Here is a 22,591-nt window from a genome sequence, read left to right as displayed (position 1 = left end):
GGACGCCCTCCGAGGCCCCGGAGACCGCGGGGACGGTACGCACACCCCGCTCCCGCGCGGACGAAGGCCCCGGCGCTCCTGCTCGAGCACCGGGGCCTTCGTCGCGCAGCCATCACCGCCATCACCGCGCCGACCCGTCCGCGTAAGGGTGCCGCTGCCGTCGCGCCGTGCTTCAACCCTTCCAGCAGCGGACGACTTCGCCGTCCTTGACGGCGAAGTTGATGCGCCCGACCAGGTACTCCATGGTGATGATCGCGTCCGGCGGGAGGCTGCGGACCGTGGTCCAGCCGAGGTCGCGGGCCCGCGCCTCGGCGGCCTCGGCCGTGAGTCCGACATAAGCCTCGAAGTCGTCGTCCACCGGCTCCGGATGCTGCGAAGTGTCGTCCATGAAGCCCACCGTAGGCCGCGGCCGGCGGGGGACGGAAGCCACACCCGGGAGCACCGTGCGATCCAGGTCTCGTCACGGCTCTGTCACAAGCGGGCCCGTCCGGCGTCACCTGTCGGCCGTCACTCGTACGGGCATTCCTGGACCCTGGAGAACACCCGGAGAATTTCCGCGCATTATCGGTCGCGCGGCACGGCTCATTCATTCGGAAATACTGAACACGCGGACCGGCCAAGCAAATTCGGCAGCTGCCGGCGACGGCGTTTTCGACCGGTTCGGGAACACCGCGCCGGGAAGCGCGGCACGCCCTCGCCGGCAAAGACAAATCAGAAATCCCCGGCACGGCCTCCCCCTCTCCGCGGACCCGTGCGTCACGCCTCCGCACCCGGGTACCCGCCGGGCCGCACGCTCCGCGCATGCTGCGGCGCGCTGCCCACCGATGCCGACATACGCGGCATAACGTGCGATGGAGAACCAGCCCGGCAATCCGTACGGCGAAGCCTACGGCGAGAGCACGAGGGGGCGTTGATGAGCAGCCGGACCGCCGAGGCGAGCGCCGGACCCGCACCGGTGAGGAAGCCGGGGCACGTCGTCGTCGACTGGCTGACCACCACCGACCACAAGAAGATCGGCCACCTCTACCTGATCACATCGTTCCTCTTCTTCCTGGCCGCGGGCGTGATGGCGATGATGATGCGGGCCGAACTCGCCCACCCCGGCCTCCAGGTGATGTCCAGCGAGCAGTTCAACCAGGCATTCACCCTGCACGGCACCATCATGCTGCTGCTCTTCGCGACGCCGACCTTCGCGGGCTTCGCCAACGAGATCATGCCGCTCCAGATCGGCTCGCCCGATGTGGCCTTTCCCCGGCTGAACATGTTCTCGTACTGGCTGTTCCTCTTCGGCGGGCTCATGGTGCTGGGCGCACTGGTGGTGCCGGACGGCGCCCCGGACTTCGGGTGGACGGCCTACGCGCCGCTCAACAGCCTGGAGCGGACCCCGGGTATCGGTGCCGACCTGTGGATCATGGGGCTCGCGCTGGCCGGATTCGGAACGATCCTCGGCGCGGTGAACTTCCTGACCACCATCATCGCGATGCGCGCACCCGGGATGACGATGTTCCGGATGCCCATCTTCACCTGGAACACCCTGTTCACCTCGATCATGGTGCTCATGGCGTTCCCGGTGCTGGCGGCCGCGCTGCTGTGCCTGGAGGCCGACCGGCGCTTCGGCGCCCTCGTCTTCCAGCCGCAGAACGGCGGCGCGCTGCTGTGGCAACACCTCTTCTGGTTCTTCGGGCACCCCGAGGTCTACATCATCGCCCTGCCCTTCTTCGGGATCATCACCGAGATCCTGCCGGTGTTCTCCCGTAAGCCGATCTTCGGCTACCTCACACTGATCGGCGCGACCATGGCCATCACGGCGTTGTCGATGGTCGTCTGGGCCCACCACATGTTCGCGACCGGCGCCGTGCTGCTGCCGTTCTTCTCCCTGCTGTCGTTCCTGATCGCCGTGCCGACGGGCGTGAAGTTCTTCAACTGGACGGGCACGATGCTGCGCGGCTCGCTGTCCTTCGAGACACCGATGCTGTGGGCGACGGGCTTCCTGGTGACCTTCCTCTTCGGCGGGCTCACCGGAGTGCTCCTGGCCTCACCGCCGCTGGACTTCCATGTCACCGACACCTACTTCGTCGTCGGCCACTTCCACTACACCGTCTTCGGCACGGTGGTCTTCGCGACCTTCGCCGGCTTCTACTTCTGGTGGCCGAAGTTCACGGGCAAGCGACTCGACGAACGGCTCGGGAAGATCCACTTCTGGACACTGTTCCTCGGCTTCCAGACCACTTTTCTCGTCCAGCACTGGCTCGGCGCCGAGGGTATGCCGCGTCGGTACGCCGACTACCTCGCGGCCGACGGCTTCACCGCGCTCAACACCGTTTCGACGATCGGGTCGTTCGTCCTCGGCCTGTCGACGCTGCCCTTCCTCTACAACGTCTGGAGGACCGCCGCGCACGGCGCCAGAGTCGAGGTCGACGACCCGTGGGGCTACGGCCGTTCGCTGGAGTGGGCGACCGCCTGTCCCCCGCCGCGGCACAACTTCGTGACCCTGCCCCGCATCCGGTCCGAATCACCGGCGTTCGATCTGCACCACCCGGAGGTGTCGGCTCTCGAACCGGAGATGCCGCTGCGGGAGCGCAAGGCGAGCGAACTGGAGGAATGACGCGGCCGCGGGGCGGCGGCGTGACCGACTCGGGGAGGCACGAGCGGACCGTGGAGGATGCCGGTCAGCGGGACGGAGTCCCTGCGTCCAGGGCACGCCCCAGGCGCTCGGCGATCGCCCAGATGTGGTCGCCCAGCTCGGCCGGTTCGCGGACCTCGAAGTCGAACCCCATGAGCACGATGTGGATCACCAGGACCTCGAGCGAGTGAGCTCCGGTGCGCAGCAGACAGGTGTGCTCGTCGACCGGCTCCAGTACCCCGTCCGCCGGGCTGATCCGCTGCGCCGCCACCTCGGCCGATGCGTGCAGCAGGACGACGGCCCGGGCCGCGTACGCCGCGGTGGACACCCCGCTCGAGACGTACCGCGCAAGATCCTCGGCAGGCGGTCGGCGCGGCTCGAAGCGGGGCCCGTGCGGGGGCTTCGGGACGATGCGGTCGGCCCGGAACGTACGCCAGTCCTCCCGCTCCACGTCCCAGGCGACGAGATACCAGCGGCGTTCGCTGAAGACCAGCCGGTGCGGCTCGACGATCCTCCGACTCGGCGTACCCGCGTGGTCGCGGTACTCGAAGCGCACCCGCTCGCGGTCCCGGCAGGCGTGCACCAGCTCGGTCAGCGTCCCGGCGTCGACCCTCGGGCCGCGGTGGCCGCCGAGCATCGGCACGGTGTACGAGTTCAGAGCCTCGACGCGGCGGCGGAGGCGGGACGGCAGCACCTGCTCCAGCTTGGCCAGGGCTTGCAGGGACGTCTCCTCGATGCCCTCGATCCCGCCGCCCGCCACGGTCCGCAGGCCGACCGCCACCGCCACGGCCTCCTCGTCGTCCAGGAGGAGCGGCGGCAGTTCGGCACCCGCACCGAGCTGGTAGCCGCCGCCCGTTCCGGGACTGGCATGCACGGGGTAACCCAGCTCGCGCAGCCGGTCCACATCGCGGCGGACGGTTCTGGTCGTGACCGACAGCCGGTCCGCCAGGTCCGCGCCGGACCATTCGCGGTGCGTCTGCAGCAAGGAGAGCAGACGGAGCAGTCGTGCCGAGGTCTCCAACATGCTTCTCAGTGTCCACATGATCGAGGACAGAGACCGTCCGCGGTCCCCCTCCACGTGAACAGCGCGATGGCGCCGCGGCATCCAGGCCCGTCTTCAAAGTCCCGCGTCGTCCGCCCTTCGGGACGACGACGCCATTTGAACACGGCCCCTAGTCCGCCTCGGCGACCTCGCTCTCGCCCGCGGGAGCGACCCGGACGGCAAGGTCGTTGTCCGCCGTGTAGTACGGGCCCGCCTCGGCAGGTCCATGCTCGGAGCAGGTCAGCGGCTGCGCGGGGTAGGTGAAGATGTGCTTCTTGTCCGGCACGTCGTCGAGGATGCGGGCGATCCGCACCGGCTTCGCGTCCGGCGAGGGACGCAGCCACAGGTCCCATGGCTCGCGGCCGCCCCGCCATTCCTCGGCCAGCTCCTTGAAGGCGAGCGCGAAGGCGAAGACACGGCCGGTGGCGCCGTCGCGGACCGTGTCCTCGACGGACGCGGGGACGGTGCGGACCAGGGAAGGATCGCGGCGGGAGCACGCCTCGGCCGTGGCACCGGCCCCGGCCGGCACTCCGTACAGCCGACCCTGGACCGTCATCACCCCGTCGGCAAGCCGGATCTCGCCAGCCTCGGCGTGCGGCGTCCGCAGCCAGCTCCGGATGGAGAGGTTGCCGTGCTTGGTGGCGTAGGGGATGCGGACGGCGACCGAGGGGCGGTCGGTGTCGGGCCGCCGGTCGACGAGGGAGCGGAGGTCGAGGATGCCGGGGAGCAGCCGGTCCGCCTCGCCCACCGTCGCCGCGGAGGCGCGTGCGCCCACCGCGGCGAAGGCGTCCCAGCGCCCTTCGGGCAGCGCCACCGTGCTCGGCAGCACCGCGCGCAGCCGGCCGTCGCCGGCCGGGACGAGCGGGAGGCGGACCTCGTCCGCCGTGGAGTTCGCGCCCCGCCCGCGCAGCACGAGCGCCGCGTCCCAACTGCCGTCGGCGCCACCGGAGGTGCCGCAGTCCACGAGGTCGAAGGTGAGCCCTCCGGCGGAGTCCGCAATGCAGTCGGAGCGTCGCGGCGGGGCGGACACGTCAGGGGTCTCCTCGGCTGTTCCGGTCTCGAACGTCACGGGGGTCTGGAGCATCTCTGTGGTCCGGAGCATCTCTGTGGTCGGGGACGTCCGGGTGTCCGGTGCCGTCTCGGTGATGGGCTCCGCCCCGGACGCGCACCCGTTCCCGGAAGTACGCCCGTTCCCGGAAGCGCGCCCCGTCCCGGCGCCGCATCCGGTCCCTGTCGGGAGGCCGGCGGAAGTGGTCATGCGGGCCGCCCCTTGCGCAGCACGGTGCGTCCGGCGTCCCGGAACGCGTAGGCACCGCCGAGCAGCGCACCGCGCGTACGGTGCAGCGAACTGCGCAGCCGGGCACGGGCGCTGCCGCGGCCCGCCTGCTCGACGAGGTCGGAGAACAGGGATTCGTAGCGGCCTGCGACCCGGGAGGGGTCGTAGCGGGCGGACCTCTCGAGGGCCGCCCGCCCCATGCGGCGCCGCAGGGCATCGTCGTTGATGAGGTCGAGGAGGGCGCCGGCGACGGCGTCCGGCTTGCGCGGGGGCACCAGCAGCCCGTCCACCCCGTTCTCGATGATCTCGCCGGGGCCGTGGGGGCAGTCGGTGGAGACCACGGGCAGGCCGCAGCGCATGGCCTCGACGATCGTCATGCCGAACGACTCCAGGCTGGAGGTGACCGCGGCGATGGAGCCCTTGGCCCACTCCGCCTCGATGGGGTTGGCGGGGCCCATCAGGAACACGTGGTTGTAGAGGCCGAGTTGGTCGATCAGCCGGCGCAGCTTGTCCTTCTCGGCGCCGCCGCCGTAGATCCGCAGCCGCCAGTCGGGCCGCTGCTCCACGACGGCGGCGAAAGCCTTGATGAGGACGTCGTAGCGCTTCACCTTGGCCAGGCGCCCCGCGGCCACGACCCACTTGCCGGTGCCGTCGGTGGGCTCGACCACTGGCTTGGGGACGCTGTTGGGGACGGCCTCGACGCGTACGCCGGGCAGCCGGAGCTTGCCGCGGTACGCGCCGGCGTCCGCCTCGGTGACGGTGGTGACGGCGTCGAGCCGCGGGTAGAGACCGCGCAGCTCCCTGCGCAGCTCGGCCGAGTGGCTGTCGAGCGTCAGATGCTCCTGTCCCACCCGCACGGGGCCGCTGCGCGCCTGCCGGGCGATGTGCACATTGAGCCCGGGGCGGGTTCCGACGAGGACATCGGCGTCGAGGGTTCTCAGGTGCTGGGCGATCCGCTGGTCGGTGAGCTCGCTGTACTGCTCGTAGCGGCCTTCGGCCTTGGGGAAGACCCGGGCGGGACGCTGGTGTTGGGGAGCGTCCCCTTCGTACCCTGGGCTGTCCTTGCGGATGTCGACGAGGTGGCTGAGCCGCACCTTCGGGCCGGTGTCGAACACCGGCTCGTCGCGGTGACGGAAGACCGAGACGATCTCCACGTCGTGCTGCTCGGCAAGGGTGCGGGCAAGGTTGTACGTCGTACGGATCGTTCCACCGATCCCGTACGCGTTGTGGATGAGGAATGAGATGTGCATCCGTCCCCGTATCTCATGTTTCCTGCGGACAGCCCGGCTCGTCCGCCTACCGAAGGGTTAGACCGGTCCGCAATGGACAGGGTTGGTCTCTATCACCGTCTTGTTCCATAAGAGATACGGATTCGAGAGCCGTTTTGTGGAACCCCAGCCGAGTTTTCATCGTCTCCACTGCTACATCACGGGCTGTACGGGAGCTGCGGAACCGTGAAGCAGTTCCGGGTCATGTCACCGCCTTGGGTGACCCAGCCGCCTTTCCCTTCCTGCGCTCCATCACTCCAACGAGCTACGGAGAGGCAGTTGCGCCGCGTCCTGGGCGGCGTGTCCGTCGGCGTGAAGCTCGCGGGGAGCAACAGGCCGTCCGCGGTGTAGGGCTTGCCGCGTCCCATGAACCGTTCGACGCATGCGCGCGTGAGCCGGTCGCCGCAGGACTTCGCGGCATCCGTGAACCACATCGCGGCGGCCCACCCCTCCAACTCCCACTGGGACAACCGGTCCCCGCCCGCGTGCCCTCGCATACCCTGCCGAAACGCCCGGACGGCAGGGTTGCCGGTGTCGTCGTAGTTGCGGCTGGAGCCGGTCACCCACAGGGCATTGCGGCAGGCCGGCGAGTCCTTGTAGTCCTCGGCGACCGAATCGGACCAGTTCTGAACGTTCGTCACCTTCGCCGTGACTTTGGCGCCGACGGCATCCATGGCCTGGCAGAGTCGGGCGTTGCCGTGGGTGTCCATGGCATCGAAGACCAGGTCGGCGCCCTGCGACCGGAGGTCGGCGGCGACGGCCTGGAAGTTGGGCAGCGCGAAGTCGACCTCCTCGTTCACGACCTTGTAGCCCTCGGCCCTCAGCCCGCGGGTGATGAGCCGGGCGTACGCCGCGGAGGACGCCTGGTTGTACGAGACGACGGCCGCGGTCCCGGCGCCCTGCTCACGCTTGAACCAGCGGTAGACCTGGGTGCCGCCGTAGAGCCGGCCGTCCCAGCCGGGCTTGCCCCCACGCCGCGGGGCCTGGCTGCCGTAGATGCTGTAGAGGTGCGGATAAGTGTCGTAGGCGGGGCCGATGGGCTGGCCGCCGATGTCGGGGACACCCTCCGCGCTGACCCGGGGCGCCCCCGCGTAGTCCAGGGCTGTGGTGGCGACCAGGGCGAACACCTTCTCCTCGTCGACGAGTCGGTGCACGCACTCGTTGTTGCCGATGCCGCTTCCGCCGTCGTCACAGGTGAGCACCTGGACGGGGCGGCCGTTGATCCCGCCCGAGGCGTTGAGCACGTCGAAGTAGGCGCGGGCTCCGTCGCGGGGACCGGTGAACACGGCGCCGCCGACGGCGCTGGTGGCGCTGGTGATGATGCCGACCTTGACGGGCGGCCCGTGGGCGGTGCCCGTACCGGGCGAGGACGTACCGCTCCCGCCCGGCGGCCGGTGCCCGAACTCGCTCTCCGGCAGGCGGCTGCCGCAGGCCGCCGTCGCCATGAGCAGCGCTGCCAGGAATCCCGCAGTACAGACCGCCGCCCGGGCTCGCGCGTGCGAGCGTGCCCCTCCCCGGGCCGCCGACGTGTTCCGCCGATGCGCCGCCGACCGATCCTCCTCAGCAACCCGGCGCCTGGACGTCACTGCCGCTCATCTGCACCAGACCGCAGAGGGTCTTCACGGAGACCTTCCACACGCTGTCCTGCTCGACGGCCGAACCGCGGGCATCGGGCAGTGCGGTCGCGCCCTGGAGCGTGAGGGTGTACGTGACATCGGCTCCGGTCGGGGAGGTGAAGGTCACCTTCTCGACCTCCGCCCCGACCTGCCGGGCGCGGGCGTCACCGCTGAAGGCCTGGAGGAGCGGCTGCAGCTGGCCGCCGTTCTCGAGGAACTTGGTCTTCTCGTCGAGTGGCGTGTCCGCGCTGAAGAAGGTCTGCCAGTTCTGGCGGATCTCCTTCTCCGCTGCCGCCGGATCGGCGGGCCGGTTGCCCGTCGGGCTCTGCTCACGCGTCTCGCTCTGGGTCTGTGTCGGGGACGGCTCCTCGTTTCCCCCGCCGCCGTCACCGCAGCCCGTGGCGGCCACCCCGGCGAACAGGATCCCGGCCGCAGCCCACGCCGCCATCCGCGCATGTCCGCCAATGACCATCTGGACCACCACCAGATGTAGTCGGGCCCGTACTGATCGATGCTTTCAGGGTGTGACTCCGAGGGGCATAGCGCAACCTATCGGGTGATAAATAGACACATCCGGCATGGCGAATGTCGCGGTACGGCGCCTCCGCAGACCGATTGAGGGAGCCCCGATCGATGGAACCCCGAGGGGGCCGCATGCGGACGGCACGACAGCGCTCGTGGGCGAGGGCGACGCACTGGCGCTTCTGGGCGAGGGCCCCGCACTGGGCGGGCTGGCCTGTGCTCGCGGCCGGAGCCGTCCTCTGCCTCGTCGGCTGGTACGGCGTTTCGGGCGAGCGTTTCGCCGAGCGGCAGATCCCCTACCTGGCCTCCTGCACCGTGCCCGGCGCCGCGCTGATCGTCGCGGGAGCGGTGCTGCTCGCCCGCGGCGAGCGGGACATCGCCGCGGAACGCGTGGAGGAACTGCACCGGCTGCTGGTGACCTACGAGGGCGGCTCCGGGGACGTGGCCGGAGAAAGGGCGGAGGGCGCGGCGGGCGGAGAGGAAGGGCCCCACACACCGCGGCCGGATGAGCCGGGCCGGGGGCCTGGGGGCCTCGTCACGGAAACCGGGGGCGGGCCGGGGGACCGGGAACCTCCGCTCGTGGCGCTCCCGGGCGGAACGCTGCTGCACCGGCCCGACTGCCCGCTGGTCGCGGGTAAGGCGGAGGCCACCCCCGTAAGCGATCGGGACCGGACGCGACGTGGCCTGGGCCCGTGCCCGGTCTGCGAGCCGGACCTCGGCGAGACGTCCCCCGGCGACGCCGACGGGGAAGGCACCGAAGCCCCCGGACACGACACCGCAGCCGCACACGACACCGAAGCCCCCGGACACGACACCGCAGCCGCACACGACACCGAAGCCCCCGGACACGACACCGCAGCCGCACACGACACCGAAGCCGGACACGGCAATGGCGACGGGGCCGATGAGGCGACGGAGCAGGGCCCGGACGAGCGCGGCGGCGCCCCGCGGCCCGGCGGCCGGCCCCCACCGGAGACCTGACCGTGGGCTCGCTCACCTACGAACTCACCCTCGCCGGCGTCGCCGTGGGCAGCGCCGCCGCGCTCACCGGCATCGGGCTGATCGTCACGTACCGGGCCACCGGCGTGCTCAACCTCGCCCAGGGCGCGGTCGCGATGGTCACGGCCTACGTGATGTGGCAGTTCGCCGTCGCCTGGGGCTGGCCGCTCGCGGCGGCCGCCGCCGTCAGCCTGCTGATCGTCGCGCCCGGCATCGGCCTCCTGCTCGACGCCGTCGTCTTCCGCCCGCTCTCCCGTTCCCGCGATCTGAGCGGTGCCGGACCGGCCCGGACACTCGTCGCCTCCCTCGGCGTCTTCGTGCTCCTCATCGGCGGCGCCACGCTCGTGTGGGGTCCGGGCGCACAGGCGGACGCCCCCGCCCTGCTGCCGGAGGACCCGTGGGTGCAGCTCGGCACAGCCGTCGTCCTCGCGGCCGGGGTGGGCGCGGTGACGCGCTGGACGCCGTTCGGCCGCGAGCTGAGGGCCGTGGTAGACAACCGGCGGCTCGCCGTACTCGGCGGCGTCGACGCCGACCGGGTGGCGGCGGCGGGCTGGGCCTTCGGCGCGTTCACGGCCGGGCTCACCGGCGTGCTGCTGGCCCCGTACGTCCGCCTCGACCCGTACGGTCTGCCGCTGCTGGTGATGGAGGCCATGGCCGTCGCGGTCGCCGCCGCTATGCGCAGCCTGCCCGTGGCGGTGCTGGTGGCGCTGGCGATCGGCGTGGCGCAGAGCCAGATGACCCGGCTCCATCCCCGCGGCTGGGCGGAGCCGCTGGTGCAGGCGATGGGCGCGAACCTCTTCGTCATCGCCCTGCTGATCGCGGCCCTCGCGCTGCCGGCGGTCGGCGCCGTACGCGGGCTGACCGCCGGTACGGAGTCGGCCCTTCCACTGGGACGGCGCAGGCGCGGGCGCCACCCGGGGACCGCCTGGCTCGTCTGCGGTGTACTGTTCCTCCTCCCCCTCGGCCTGGCGGGCCGGGACCTGTACGCCGCGGCGGAGGTGCCCGCCCTGGCCGTCGTCCTGCTGTCGCTGGTCGTGGTGACCGGCATGGGCGGGCAGATCTCCCTGGGCCAGGCCGCGTACGCCGGGCTGGGCGCGCTCTTCACCGCCCTGCTCGCGGCCGGCCGCTTCCCCGGCTTGCCCGCGCTGCCCGAACTCCTCGCCCTGGGCGTGGCCGTTGTGCTCGTCGCCCCGCTCGGTCTGCTCACGGGCGGGCCCGCGATCCGCAGACACGGGCTGGCGCTGGCGCTGGTGACGCTGGCCGTCGGGGTGGCGGTCAGCCGCTTCGTCTTCGTCCAGCCGTACGCGACATCCGGTCTGACTCTCGGCAGACCCGCGGGCTTCGACGGCGACCGGGCGTTCTATCTCCTCGAAGTCGTCGTGCTCGCAGGGGCGTTGGCGGCCGTGGCCGTTCTGCGGCGCGGCCGGGCGGGCCGTGCGCTGGCCGCGATGCGGGACCACGAGCCGGGTGCCGCGGCCGCCGGGGTGCAGGTGCCGCAGCTGAAGATCGCGGCCTTCGCGGCCGGTGCGGCGCTGGCGGCACTCGGCGGCGGCCTGCTGGGCATGGGCGCACGGGCCTTCGACCCTGGTGCGTTCGACCCGGTGCGCAGCCTGCTCTGGTTCGCGGCGGTGGTGGTGCTCGGCGCGGACAGCCTGCTCGGCGCGATGCTCGCGGCCGCGCTGCTGGTGGGGCTCGACGCGGGGGCGCGGGGCGGGGTCGCCGCGGCGCTGATCGGTCTCCTCGCCGTGCTGGTGGGCCACTTCCCCGACGGCGTGACCGGCGCGCTCCGCTCGGCGGCGGCCCGCCTCTTCCCGCTCCGCGGAACGCCCGCCCTGACGCCACTGGGCGTACGGGTCGCCACACGCCTGGCCGCGGCCGGGGCGCCGACCGCTGCGCCTGCCCCTTCTCGGGCGGCTGCCGCCGATTCCGGCCGCGCAGTCTCCCCTCCGGGCGCGGACAACCGCGGCTCGGATACGGGAAGTGCCGGTCGGGGTGCGGGAGATCCGGGGTCGGGCCGGGGAGATCCGGGATCCTGTACGGGAGGGCCCGGCTCGGGCAGCCCCGGGCCACCGGGCCCCGGCGAACCCGGTTCAGGCCCGGGCGATCCCGGTTCAGGCCCGGGCGATCCCGGTTCAGGCCCGGGCGATCCCGGTTCAGGCCCGGGCGATCCCGGTTCAGGCCCGGACAGTCCCGGTTCAGGCCCGGACAGTCCCGGTTCGGACCCGGCAGGCCCCGGTTCGGACCCGGCAGGCCCCGGTTCGGACCCGGCAGGTCCGGGCTCGGACCCGGGTCCCGAACCCCCGTGGCGACCACGCCTCCCCCGCAGGCCCGCCGCCCGGCGCAGCGAGAGCGGCGACCGTTCCGCCGGTGACGGGACTCGTTCCGGTACTCGTGGCGGAACTCGTGGTGACGAAACTCGTGGTGATGAAACTCGTGGTGCCAGGTCTCGTGGTCCCGGCACCGGCGGTCCGGCCACCGCCGGTCACGGCACGGGAGCCCGTCCCGTCCCCGGACTTCACGGGCAGGCTCCGCGTCCCCGCGGGCGGCTGACGGCGCGCGGAATCCGGGTGACGTACGGTGGATTCGCCGTGCTCGACGGCGTGGACATCGCCGTCTCCCCGGGCACGGTCACCGCGCTCATCGGCCCCAACGGGGCGGGAAAGAGCACCCTGTTCCACTGTCTGGCCGGCACACTCCGGCCCAGGTCCGGACGGGTCGTCCTGGACGGCCGGGACATCACCAGGCGCCCCGCCCACGCCCGTACCCGCCTCGGCATCGCCCGTACGTTCCAGCAGCTCGCCGTGTTCCCCTCGCTCACGGTTGCGGAGAACGTCCGCATCGGCGCCGAGCAGGGCCGGGTTCGCGACCCCGCCGCCGTCGGGCGGATCCTGCGTCTGCTCGGCCTCGACGGGCCGGTGCGCGACGCCCCCGCCGCCGGGCTGTCCACAGGTACGCTGCGCCGCGTGGAGCTGGCACGCGCCCTCGCGGGCGGCCCCACGACCCTGCTGCTCGACGAGCCGGCTGCCGGGCTCGACGCGACCGAGGTCGCCGCGCTGGCCCGCGCGCTGCGGGCGCTCGCGGCCGACGGCATGGCTCTGCTGATCGTCGAGCACGACCTCGATCTGGTGGGTGGTCTCGCCGACACCGTCTACGCGATGGCGGCCGGACGGATCGTGGCCACCGGGCCCGCCGGGCGGGTGCTCGCGGAGACCGCGCCATGAGCGTGGAGATCGCACTGCGCGGCGCCCGCGTCCGATACGCACCGCTGGAGGCCCTTCACGGCGTGGATCTCGCGGTGCCCGCCGCCCGTCTCACCGTGCTCGCCGGCCGCAACGGCGCGGGCCGTACGACCGTTCTGCGTGCGCTGGCCGGTACGGTCCCGCTGGCGGAAGGCCGGGTGGACTGGGGCGGCGCGGACGTGACCCGGCTGCCGGCGTACGCGCGGGCGCGCCGCGGCCTCGCGTTCGTACCGGATCAGCGAGCCGTGTTCGCGTCCCTCACCGTCACCGAGAACCTGGCACTGGCGATCCGTCAGGGCAGGGACCCCGGACCGGCCGTGGCGGGCGTCTACCCCGCGCTGAGCCCCCTCCTCGATCGCCGGGCAGCCACGCTCTCCGGCGGCGAGCAGCGCATGCTCGCCGTGGCGAGGGCGCTGCTGTCGCCCGCCCGCCTGCTGCTGCTCGACGAGCCGTCCCAGGGCATGTCGCCGGAGACTGCGGCCCGTACCTACGCCCTGCTGGGCGAGGCTGCCGCGGGCGGGCGGACGGTCCTGGTGGCGGAACAGGCCCTGCCACCGGCCCTTCGCGCCGAGGCGAGCGTGGTGTACGTCCTGCGGCGCGGTGCCGTGGTGCTCAGCGGCGAGCCCTGGGAGATCCCGGAGGAGTCATCGGCCCCTGCGGTCCCGGACCCGCGGGACGATCGGCCGGACGAACAGCGGGGCTGACGGCGAAACCTCCGGACCCGGCAGCACGCCCGGCGCCGGGGGCGGCCCGGAACGACGGCATCGCTCCGGGCCCGGAGGACGCCTCATGACCGGGCCCGGGACGCCGACCCGGCCGGCGCGACGGCCGCCGCGAGCTGTGCTGCCGGGCGAACCGCGGGCCGGGCGGCGGTTCGCGACATGACCGCGGGCCGGGTTGTGCGGCGCGCGGCTTGCCGCGCCGGGGGCACGCGCAGCCTTGTGCCCGGGACGAGCCGGTTCGGGTCGGGGCCGATCGCCCCGGCGTTGGCCCGGTGGAGTACCCGCCAGCCTCCGGGGACGCTGTAGCGCTCGGCGATCGACGAGAGCGTCTCGCCGGACCGTACGACGTGGATCCGCCCCGATGCCGCCCGAGCGGAATCCGCCTGCGCGGCAGGGCGGGCGGCGGAGGCGGCCCCGGCGCGCCTGGCGCAGACCGGCCAGGCGTTCCAGCCCTGCTTGGCCTGGACGGACCGGGCGACCGCGATCTGTTCCCGTTTGGTGGCGAGGTCGGCCCGTGCGGCGAAGGCGAGGCCGCCGTGCTCCACCCAGGTGCGATGCATGATCTGCAGTCCGCCGAAGTAGCCGTTGCCGCTGTTGATGTGCCAACGCCCGCTGCTCTCGCACTGGGCGAGCCGGTCCCAGACCGCCGTACCGCCCGAGCCGCCGGTTTTCCGGTCGTTGTCCTTGCCGCTCCTGCGGATCTCGGCGCTCTTGCCGCTGCCGACGGCGAGAAAGCCCGTGACGCTCTTGGTCCGGCCTGCGTCGCCGGCGTACTTCCCGCCGGGGGCGAACGTGCCGCCCGTACCGTTCTTGCCGTTCCTGCCCGCCCCGCCGGGTGACTTGTCCGCGGCGGGGGCCGCGGGCGCGGCCTCCGACGCTCCCGGCGCCATGGCCATCAGCGCTGCGAGGGCGAGAACCATTGACCTGCCGATCAGAACATGGGACATGCCGCCAGACGCTAAGCAGACCCTTGGGCGTCTTCCCGGGAGCCGCGCCCTCGTGTGCGCCGAGCCCCACCCGGTCGGACGATCGGACAAGCCGACGATGAGACAGTCCGCTGTACGGCTCGGTCGTCCCGGGACGCGTCCGTCGGGACCGGGTGGGGCGTGGTGTGGCGGGATGCAGCGACCGGGATCAGAGGTCGAGCCGCTGTCCGGGCAGGATGAGGTCCGGGTCGTCACCGATCACGTCGCGGTTGGCCGCGTAGACGGCCCGCCAGGTGGTGCCGTTCGCCTCCGCGATGGAGCCCAGGGTGTCGCCGCGCGCGACGGTGCAGTCGGCGCGGCCCTGGCTGCGGTCCGTGTGCCCGTCCGTACGGGCAGGGGCCTGGCTCGGCAGCGACCGCTTGGTGGGCTTCACGGCCGCGATCTCGGACCGGGGCGCGGAGGCCGCGGGCGTGGCGGGTGCGTCGCCGGATGCTCCGGCGCGGGCGCCGCATACGGGCCAGGCGCCCCAGCCCTGGGCGGCCTGGACCTTGGTGGCGACGGCGATCTGCTGGGAGCGGCCGGCCTTGTCGGCCGTCGGGGCGTAGGACGTGCCGCCGTACGCGCGCCAGGTGGTCGCGGCGAACTGGAGGCCGCCGTAGTAGCCGTTGCCGGTGTTGATGTGCCAGTCACCGCCGCTCTCGCACTTGGCGATGCGGTCCCAGACTCCGGTGTCCGCCGCGCCGGCCGGGCCGGCGGCGGCGAGCAGTGCCAGCGGGGCGGCGATCAGAACGGCCCCGGCGAGCGCTGCTGTCTCACGACGACGTTTGGACATGTATTCCCTCTCCACGGACCCGGGGGCCCCTGGGCGGAGCAGCCGCCGTACGCGTCCGGCGTCGGCGTGCCGTTCCGTCCCGCCCGCCGAGGGGGAGGTGTTGCGGTGGTGCTGTCGCGCCGGTGGCGCGGGGCGCGGGTGGCGGGCGTTCCCGGGCGGTGCTCGGTGCACACGGCGGGAGAATCTAGGCAGCGGCCTCGTCGGGAATCAAACAACTCCTCGTCGCTCCAGGCCAGTTGCGCGTTACCCCGGGTATCCGTGATTCTTGGACACCCACCACGTCGTGTGAAATCCCGCCATTTCCACCACATCACATCACGTCGTGTGGTTCACCTCACTTGAGCCAACCGTCAACCCGCCCCCAGGAATTGACGGGGAGTGACGCATTCCGGCCGCACCCTCACGCTCCGCGCCCGATGCGCCGATTCCGCGGGCGTGCGCGCGTGACTCCGCCCACAGATCACCCGTTGTCCTCTTATGAGCCGGGTTCTCTTGACCGGCGCCCATCCCCGAGTTCGAGGAGCCCTCCAGTGCCGCGCATGCTCGACGTCAGCGATGACGTACGTGCCGAGATCGGTGACGACGAAGCCGACCGGCTGATCGCGGGCGAGAACGCCCCGGGCAGCTACGACTGCACCTCCTGCCGCACCCCCGGCGACACCGCACAGGAGCGCACCAGCACCGTGCTGTTCGTCGGGGAGGAGACGGCGGTCCTCGCCTTCGCCCACGCGAGCTGCATTCCGTCCCAGGTCGTCTCGGTCTCCGAGGAACAGCTCCAGGGCGCCGTCCGCAGCATCACCGGCGACAACGGCACCGCCCCCGAGCCGCAGCCGGTGCATACGCCGCAGGGCCCGGACGGCCTGGCGCCGGGCCCGCACGGGGCGGACGACTACGGTCCGGCGCCGCTCCACGACGAGGACTTCCACCTGGAGCCGCACCAGGACGTGGACTTCCACCTCGAACCGCGGCAGGCAGTCATCGGCGTGACCAGCGGGCTCGTTCTGGTGAGCGGCCAGCTCTTCCCGGCGCTGGTGGTCGAGCCGACGGGGCCGATCGCACGGCCGGGCACGGACGGCCCCGGCGACGAGTTCCTGCCGCTCCTCCTCGAACAGGGCTTCATGCCGGTGCACGACGTGGAGAACGTGCCCGCCCAACTCCCCGGCTGGTCCGTCCTGCTGGCCATGGGTCAGCTCCACGCCATCCTGATGCCGGGCACCGGCGGCGGCCAGCCGGTCTCGTGGTGGCAGGCGCACCAGCCGATGCTGGTGAGCGAGAACTGGCGTACGGCCGTGAACCGGTCCTCCAAGGTCCTGGTGTTCGCCGCCCCCGCGGGGGCCATTGGCCAGCAGCCGCGCGAGGACCTGCTGCGCGACGCTCTGGACAAGGCCGCGGCCCGCGGAGAGCTGGTGGCCGCCATCATGCCCCTGGCGGGCACATGAACCGGCCCCCCGCCGACGGACAGGCGAACGGCCGGCACCGTTCCATCCGGTCAGCCGTTCCCTTCACTCCGCGCCGATCAGGGGGTTTCGGGACGCGGCCGCATCCGAGCGGCCCGGAGGTCGTTGGCACCTATGTGCACGCATATGACCCCCCTGCCCGAATTCCCTACCAGAGCCACATCCCCGGGATGCGTCATCCTCTGGACGCGCGCCCGGCGAGCGGCCCCCAGTCGGCCACGCCCATCTACGACTCGCTGTACGCCGAGTACCGCCGCTCCTTCAAGGCGCTGCCCGGTGACCGGTCGGGCGAGGAGGACCTCGGGTTCAAGCCCTTCGGCAACCGCGAGCCCCGCGGCTCGTGGGAACGTGCCGAAGGCTGGGACTCGGGCGCGCGGGGGCAGCACCGCGCGGGTCCGCCCGCGCTGCCTCCCGCGCAGCGCGACAACCGTAAGCACGGGCACTGACGTCGCCCGGCGACCCGCGCGTTGTGACACCGGCGACCCGCGTGTGGTGAAAGCCGCCGCGGGTGGTGACGCGGCAGGGGCGAGGCACGCGCCGTGAGGCCGCGCCGGGGACGTACGGCCGTAGCGGGCGACCGGTGCCGCCCGCCCGGCGCTACTTCTTGCGTCCCCGCTTCTCGCGCACCCGCACGGAGATCTGGATCGGGGTGCCCTCGAAGCCGAACTCCTCGCGCAGCCGCCGCTCGATGAAGCGCCGGTAGCCCGCCTCCAGGAAACCGGAGGCGAACAGCACGAACCGCGGCGGCTTGGTACCGGCCTGCGTCCCGAAGAGGATACGGGGCTGCTTGCCGCCGCGGATCGGGTGCGGGTGGGCTGCGACCAGCTCGCCGAGGAAGGAATTCAGCCGGCCTGTCGGGATGCGGGTCTCCCATCCCGACAGGGCGGTCTCGATCGCCGGTACGAGCTTCTCCATGTGCCGCCCGGTGCGCGCGGAGACATTGACGCGCGGCGCCCACTGGACCTGCACCAGCTCGGTCTCGATCTCGCGCTCGAGGTAGTAGCGACGCTCCTCGTCCAGGGTGTCCCACTTGTTGTACGCGATGACCAGCGCGCGTCCCGCCTCGACGGCCATGGTGATGATGCGCTGGTCCTGAACGCTGATGGTCTCACTCGCGTCGATGAGGACGACCGCGAGCTCCGCCTTCTCGACGGCCGCGGCGGTGCGCAGCGAGGCGTAGTAGTCCGCACCCTCCTGGAGGTGCACACGGCGGCGGATGCCGGCCGTGTCGACGAACTTCCAGGCCCTCCCGCCCAGTTCGATCATCTCGTCGACCGGGTCGCGGGTGGTGCCGGCCAGTTCGTCGACGACCACGCGGGTCTCGCCGGCGACCTTGTTGAGCAGCGACGACTTGCCTACGTTGGGGCGGCCGATGAGCGCGATCCTGCGGGGACCGCCCACCGCCTGCCCGAAGCTCTGGGCCGGGGCGTCGGGGAGCGCCTCGAGGACCTCGTCGAGCATGTCGCCCGTGCCCCGGCCGTGCAGGGCCGAGACCGGGTGGGGCTCGCCGAGGCCGAGGGACCACAGCATCGCGGCGTCGGCCTCACCGGAGGGTCCGTCGACCTTGTTGGCGCACAGCACGACGGGCTTGCCCGCCCGGCGCAGCAGCTTGACCACGGCCTCGTCGGTGTCGGTGGCGCCGACCTGGGCGTCCACCACGAAGACGACGGCGTCCGCGGCCTCGATCGCGAACTCGGCCTGGGCCGCGACGGACGCATCGATGCCGAGGACGTCCTGCTCCCAGCCGCCGGTGTCGACGAGCTTGAAGCGGCGGCCGGCCCACTCGGCCTCGTACGTCACGCGGTCGCGGGTGACGCCCGGCCGGTCCTCGACGACCGCCTCGCGGCGGCCGATGATGCGGTTCACCAGGGTCGACTTGCCGACATTGGGGCGGCCGACGACGGCGAGGACGGGCAGCGGGCCGTGGCCGGCCGCGGCGAGGTCGCCCTCGACCTCCTCCAGGTCGAAGCCCTCTTGTGCGGCGAGCTCCATGAACTCCGCGTACTCGGCGTCGCCCAGTTCACCGTGCTCGTCGCCGGAGTGGATCTGGTCGTTCATGAAGTCTGTTTCCTCATCGTCCATCAGCCGTGGCGATCCCGTACGGATCACCGGGTCAAGTCTCGCCCGGGGTCTGTCATCACAGGGGCATCCATACCGGGGCACCTCCCAGTGGTGGCCGGGGAAGCACCGCAAGGCGGTGGGGCCCCTCCCAGCGGTGGCTGGGGGGTTGGCCTCGTACTGGGGTGTACTCGGCCGGCTCCGACAACGCGGCGGAGTGCCGCGCTGGCGTCGCGAGCAGGACGGCCCTGTGACGACAGACCCTAGCGTCCGGTGGAACGCCTGGCGTTTTCCAGGTGGGCGGTCAGCTGCTCCTGTATGCGCACCGTGGCATCGTCGAGGGCCTTGCGGGTGCGCCTGCCGCTGCCGTCCCCCGCCGTGAAGGGTGCGCCGAACACCACGTCGACGCGGCCGCGCAGCGGCGGCAGCCCGTGGACCAGCCTGCCCTTACGGTCCGTGCTGCCGAGCACCGCCACGGGCACGATCTGCGCGCCCGAGCGCACGGCGAAGTACGCGAGTCCGGCGCGCAGCGAGGCGAAGTCGCCCTCACCGCGGGTCCCTTCGGGGAAGATCCCCAGCACACCGCCGCGCTCCAGTACGCCGAGGGCGCGCGTGATCGCGGTCCGGTCGGCGCGCATACGGTCTACCTCCAGCTGCCCGATGCCCCGGAGGAAGGCGCCGAGCGGGCCGGTGAACGCCTCCTTCTTGATGAGGAAGTGCACCGGCCGGGGTGCCGTACCCATCACCATCGGGCCGTCGATGTTGTGGGAGTGGTTGATCGCCAGGATGAGCGGGCCGGTCGCCGGGACCTGCCAGGCTCCGAGCACGCGGGGCTTCCAGAATCCGTGCATCAGGCCGATGCCCAGCCGTCGGCCGACAGCCGCGCCGCCCGCCCCGGGCAGCGTGTCGGATCCGGTCACGCGGTCCGCTTCTCCTCGATGAGCGTGACGACGCACTCGATGACCTGGTCGAGGGTGAGTTCGGTGGTGTCCACCTCGACCGCGTCGTCCGCCTTGGCCAGCGGCGAGGTCTTGCGGCTGGAGTCGGCGGCGTCACGCTTGGCGAGCGCGGCCTGGGTGGCCGCGATGTCCGCGGCGTCCTTGCCCTTGAGCTCTCCGCTGCGGCGGGCGGCCCTGACCTCCGGCGAGGCGGTCAGGAAGATCTTCAGGTCGGCGTCGGGCAGGACGGTGGTGCCGATGTCCCGGCCCTCGACGACGATGCCGGGGGCGGCGGCCGTGGCGATGGCGCGCTGCAGCCCGGTGATCCGGGCACGCACCTCGGGGACCGCACTGACGGCGCTGACCGCGGAGGTCACGTCCTGCTTGCGGATCGGGCCCGAGACGTCCGTTCCGTCGACGGTGATCGTCGGGGTGGCTGGGTTGGTGCCGGACTCTATGACGGGCTTGTCGACCACGGCGGCGACGGCCTGCGGATCGCTCACGTCGATGTCGTTGGCCAGCATCCACCAGGTGATCGCCCGGTACTGGGCGCCGGTGTCCAGGTAGCCGAAGCCGAGCTTGGCCGCCACGGCCTTGGAGGTGCTCGACTTGCCCGTCCCTGCGGGGCCGTCGATGGCGACAATCACCGATGCCGGTGCGGTCCTGGCGGCGGTTTCCACGGTGACGAACACCTTTCCTGTGACACGGGGGGATCTGCTGGGCGACAAAGCCTTCGGACAAGGTTACCGACTGTCCGGACCGCCCTGTGCAGCCCTCCGCGCGGCCTTCTTCCGCGGGCTCCCCGCAAGCGGGATCAGGAACCCGTACCCGCGGTGAGCAACCGGTTTCGCCCCGGAGGCCGGCCCTGGTCGGGACGGCCGCTACTGGCGGACGGACCAGCCGCGCTCCCTCAGCGCGCTGGTGAGGATCGGGGCCGCGGCGGGCTCCACCAAGAGCTGGATCAGACCCGCCTGCTGCCCGGTCGCGTGCTCGATCCGGACGTCCTCGATGTTGACCCCGGCACGCCCGGCGTCGGAGAAGATCCGGCCCAGCTCGCCGGGCTGGTCCCCGATGAGGACAGTGACGAGCTCGTACGTGGCCGGGGCCGCACCGTGCTTGCCCGGCACCCGTTCCCGGCCGGCGTTCCCGCGCCGCAGCACGTCCTCGATGCCGGCGGAGCCGTCCTGCCGCTTGACCTCGTCGGCGGACTGGAGGGCGCGCAGCGCCTGGACCGTCTCGTCGAGGTCGGCGGCGACGGCGGCGAGGACGTCGGCGACGGGCCCCGGGTTGGCGGAGAGGATGTCGATCCACATGGCGGGGTCGGAGGCGGCGATCCGGGTCACATCCCGGATGCCCTGGCCGCACAGCCGTACCGCCGCCTCCTCGGCGCCCTCCAGCCGGGCCGCGACCATGCTGGACAGCAGCTGCGGGGTGTGCGAGACGAGGGCGACGGCCCGGTCGTGGGCGTCGGCGTCCATCACCACCGGCACGGCGCGGCAGAGGGCGACGAGCTCGAGCGCGAGGTTGAGCACCTCGGTGTCGGTGTTCCGGGTGGGGGTGAGCACCCAGGGCCGTCCCTCGAAGAGGTCCGCGGTGGCGGCGAGCGGGCCGGAGCGCTCCCGCCCGGCCATGGGGTGCGTACCGAGGTACAGGGTCAGGTCCCCTCCGAGGGACTCCAGCTCGCGGCGCGGGCCGCCCTTGACGCTTGCCACATCGATGTAGCCGCGGGCCAGACCCCGGCCCTGGGCGTCGGCCACGGCGCGGGCGACGTGCGCGGGCGGTACGGAGATCACGGCCAGGTCGACAGGCCCCTCCGGCTCCTCGTCGGTGCCCGCCCCGAGCGCCGCGGCGGTACGGGCCTGGGCGGGGTCGTGGTCCATGAGGTGGACGCGGACGCCGCGCCCGGCCAGGGCGAGAGCGGCGGAGGTACCGATGAGTCCGGTTCCGATGACGAGAGCGGTTCTCACTGGGCGATGTCCTTGCGGAGAGCGGCTGCGGCGCCGAGGTAGACGTGGGAGATCTCAGACCTGGCGAGACCGGTCTCGACGTGTGCGAGCACGCGGACGACCCGCGGCATGGCGCCGACGACGTCGAGTTCCTGGGCGCAGATGAGCGGCACGTCGGCAATGCCGAGCTTGCGGGCCGCGGCCGCCGGGAAGTCGGCATGCAGATCGGGCGTGGCCGTGAACCACACGCTGATGAGGTCGTCGGCGGTGAGGCCGTTCCGCTCGAGGACGGCGGTCAGCAGTTCACCGACCTGGTCGTGCATATGGGCGGACTCGTCCCGCTCGAGCTGGACGGCCCCTCGGACCGCTCGTACCGCCACGTCGTCTCTCCCTCTCCTGCCCCGCCGTCCACCGGTCTGCCGACCTGCTCCGACCAGCGTAGTCAGCGGGGACGTCCGGCAGCCCGGGCGACCGCCCTGCGAGACGGACCGGCCCTGCTTCGAGGCACCGGTCCCTTCCCTCACCGTCTCTTCACTTCTCAACGGGAGAGAAAAGGCGAGAACGCGTATGAATCCGAACCGGCAACAGAGCAATCGCAGGCGATTGCTTCGAATGAGCGAGACAGGGGCAGGGCGCATTCCGATGACGGGGGAATTTTCCCGCTCACGGCCCGCTGGTCCGCTGATCCGCCCGACGGTCCGCTGGTCCCGCTGGTCCCGCCGGTCCGCTGGTCCCGACGGTCCGCTGGTCCCGCCGGTCCCGACGGTCCGCTGGTCCCGCCGGTCCGCCGGTCCGCTGGTCCCGCCGGTCCGCTGGTCCGCCGGTCCGCCGGTCCGCCGGTCCGCTGGTCCGCCGAACGGTCCGTTTCGCAGCCCGAGTCGGCACGGACGGCCGGCGGCCGGGCCCAAGGGCGTCATGCCCAACTCCCGTGAGTGCACGCCCTCGTGACCCGGTTCACCGGACCCGTCCCTTGACAGAATTTCTTTGCTTCGCCGCTTGGATCCCCCGGATCGTCTCCGGATACGCTCCGCCGGGATCGCTCGCCCATCGAAGAAGCCATGAATTGCCGTACAAGGACGCAGTCAGCGATTCACCATTCGGCAGGCTCGTACTGCTCGGTGGACCAC

18 protein-coding genes and 1 pseudogene are annotated in these 22,591 nt (G+C 72.3%); 6 read left to right on the top strand and 13 right to left on the bottom strand.

Translation table 11 applies throughout. From position 1 onward, the window contains the following. Positions 1-172: 172 nt before the first annotated feature. Positions 173-388: a hypothetical protein gene (locus AB0M26_RS06370; protein ID WP_365255388.1), complete on the bottom strand. Its 216-nt coding sequence runs from the start codon at positions 386-388 to the stop codon at positions 173-175. 525 nt (positions 389-913) lie between these two features. On the opposite strand from AB0M26_RS06370, the gene ctaD reads away from it, so the two are divergent. After that, positions 914-2,605, top strand: coding sequence for a cytochrome c oxidase subunit I (gene ctaD, locus AB0M26_RS06365; protein WP_365255385.1), 1,692 nt, complete (start codon positions 914-916; stop codon positions 2,603-2,605). Between the two features lie 64 nt (positions 2,606-2,669). On the opposite strand, the gene AB0M26_RS06360 is transcribed toward ctaD, so the two are convergent. The 5 genes from AB0M26_RS06360 to AB0M26_RS06340 all read right to left on the bottom strand — a co-directional run bounded on the left by AB0M26_RS06360 (position 2,670) and on the right by AB0M26_RS06340 (position 8,297). After that, positions 2,670-3,647: a YafY family protein gene (locus AB0M26_RS06360; RefSeq protein WP_365255382.1), complete on the bottom strand. Its 978-nt coding sequence runs from the start codon at positions 3,645-3,647 to the stop codon at positions 2,670-2,672. 148 nt (positions 3,648-3,795) lie between these two features. Continuing rightward, positions 3,796-4,749, bottom strand: a complete 954-nt coding sequence (locus AB0M26_RS06355) for a hypothetical protein (RefSeq protein ID WP_365255379.1) — start codon at positions 4,747-4,749, stop codon at positions 3,796-3,798. A 170-nt stretch (positions 4,750-4,919) separates the two neighbouring features. Further along, complete coding sequence (locus AB0M26_RS06350) at positions 4,920-6,191, bottom strand: glycosyltransferase family 4 protein (RefSeq protein ID WP_365255376.1); 1,272 nt, start codon at positions 6,189-6,191, stop codon at positions 4,920-4,922. Positions 6,192-6,367: 176 nt separating this feature from the next. Further along, a complete protein-coding gene (locus AB0M26_RS06345; protein ID WP_365255373.1) occupies positions 6,368-7,654 on the bottom strand; it encodes an ABC transporter substrate-binding protein in 1,287 nt (428 codons plus the stop codon). Between the two features lie 115 nt (positions 7,655-7,769). Further along, positions 7,770-8,297 carry a hypothetical protein gene (locus AB0M26_RS06340; protein WP_365255370.1) on the bottom strand — a complete coding sequence of 176 codons (528 nt, stop codon included), beginning with the start codon at positions 8,295-8,297 and terminating at the stop codon, positions 7,770-7,772. Positions 8,298-8,563: 266 nt separating this feature from the next. Here AB0M26_RS06340 and AB0M26_RS06335 point away from each other — a divergent pair. The 3 genes and pseudogenes from AB0M26_RS06335 to AB0M26_RS06325 all read left to right on the top strand — a co-directional run. Continuing rightward, positions 8,564-9,058 (top strand): annotated as a pseudogene (locus AB0M26_RS06335) (hypothetical protein); the annotation flags it as partial. Positions 9,059-9,330: 272 nt separating this feature from the next. After that, positions 9,331-12,567 (top strand): ATP-binding cassette domain-containing protein, encoded by a 3,237-nt coding sequence (locus AB0M26_RS06330; protein ID WP_365255367.1) that lies wholly within the window; start codon positions 9,331-9,333, stop codon positions 12,565-12,567. Further along, positions 12,564-13,289, top strand: coding sequence for an ATP-binding cassette domain-containing protein (locus AB0M26_RS06325; RefSeq protein ID WP_365255364.1), 726 nt, complete (start codon positions 12,564-12,566; stop codon positions 13,287-13,289). Before AB0M26_RS06330 ends, AB0M26_RS06325 begins: the two co-directional genes overlap by 4 nt. Positions 13,290-13,372: 83 nt before the next feature. On the opposite strand, the gene AB0M26_RS06320 is transcribed toward AB0M26_RS06325, so the two are convergent. Further along, positions 13,373-14,254, bottom strand: a complete 882-nt coding sequence (locus tag AB0M26_RS06320) for a transglycosylase family protein (RefSeq protein WP_365255361.1) — start codon at positions 14,252-14,254, stop codon at positions 13,373-13,375. 187 nt (positions 14,255-14,441) lie between these two features. Further along, positions 14,442-15,065 (bottom strand): transglycosylase family protein, encoded by a 624-nt coding sequence (locus AB0M26_RS06315; protein ID WP_365255358.1) that lies wholly within the window; start codon positions 15,063-15,065, stop codon positions 14,442-14,444. Positions 15,066-15,595: 530 nt separating this feature from the next. Here AB0M26_RS06315 and AB0M26_RS06310 point away from each other — a divergent pair. Both AB0M26_RS06310 and AB0M26_RS06305 read left to right on the top strand, forming a co-directional pair. Then, complete coding sequence (locus AB0M26_RS06310; RefSeq protein WP_365255356.1) at positions 15,596-16,504, top strand: hypothetical protein; 909 nt, start codon at positions 15,596-15,598, stop codon at positions 16,502-16,504. Between the two features lie 188 nt (positions 16,505-16,692). Further along, positions 16,693-16,968: a hypothetical protein gene (locus AB0M26_RS06305; protein WP_365255353.1), complete on the top strand. Its 276-nt coding sequence runs from the start codon at positions 16,693-16,695 to the stop codon at positions 16,966-16,968. Positions 16,969-17,119: 151 nt separating this feature from the next. Here AB0M26_RS06305 and der read toward each other — a convergent pair whose 3' ends face one another. From der to aroH, 5 genes are all read right to left on the bottom strand, one after another. Beyond that, a complete protein-coding gene (gene der / locus AB0M26_RS06300; protein WP_365255350.1) occupies positions 17,120-18,580 on the bottom strand; it encodes a ribosome biogenesis GTPase Der in 1,461 nt (486 codons plus the stop codon). 263 nt (positions 18,581-18,843) lie between these two features. Then, a complete protein-coding gene (locus AB0M26_RS06295) occupies positions 18,844-19,431 on the bottom strand; it encodes a lysophospholipid acyltransferase family protein (protein WP_365255843.1) in 588 nt (195 codons plus the stop codon). Positions 19,432-19,496: 65 nt separating this feature from the next. Then, positions 19,497-20,198 (bottom strand): (d)CMP kinase, encoded by a 702-nt coding sequence (gene cmk / locus AB0M26_RS06290; protein WP_365255347.1) that lies wholly within the window; start codon positions 20,196-20,198, stop codon positions 19,497-19,499. A 201-nt stretch (positions 20,199-20,399) separates the two neighbouring features. Then, complete coding sequence (locus AB0M26_RS06285) at positions 20,400-21,485, bottom strand: prephenate dehydrogenase (RefSeq protein WP_365255344.1); 1,086 nt, start codon at positions 21,483-21,485, stop codon at positions 20,400-20,402. Continuing rightward, positions 21,482-21,844: a chorismate mutase gene (gene aroH, locus AB0M26_RS06280; protein ID WP_365255341.1), complete on the bottom strand. Its 363-nt coding sequence runs from the start codon at positions 21,842-21,844 to the stop codon at positions 21,482-21,484. The genes AB0M26_RS06285 and aroH overlap by 4 nt, the downstream gene beginning before the upstream one ends. Positions 21,845-22,591: the final 747 nt, after the last annotated feature.

It is taken from the genome of Streptomyces sp. NPDC051776 (assembly GCF_040681345.1).
In the GTDB taxonomy this organism is placed as follows: domain Bacteria; phylum Actinomycetota; class Actinomycetes; order Streptomycetales; family Streptomycetaceae; genus Streptomyces.
The sequence above is the reverse complement of the archived record's forward strand: the minus strand, read 5'-3'. Positions and strand labels throughout refer to the sequence as shown.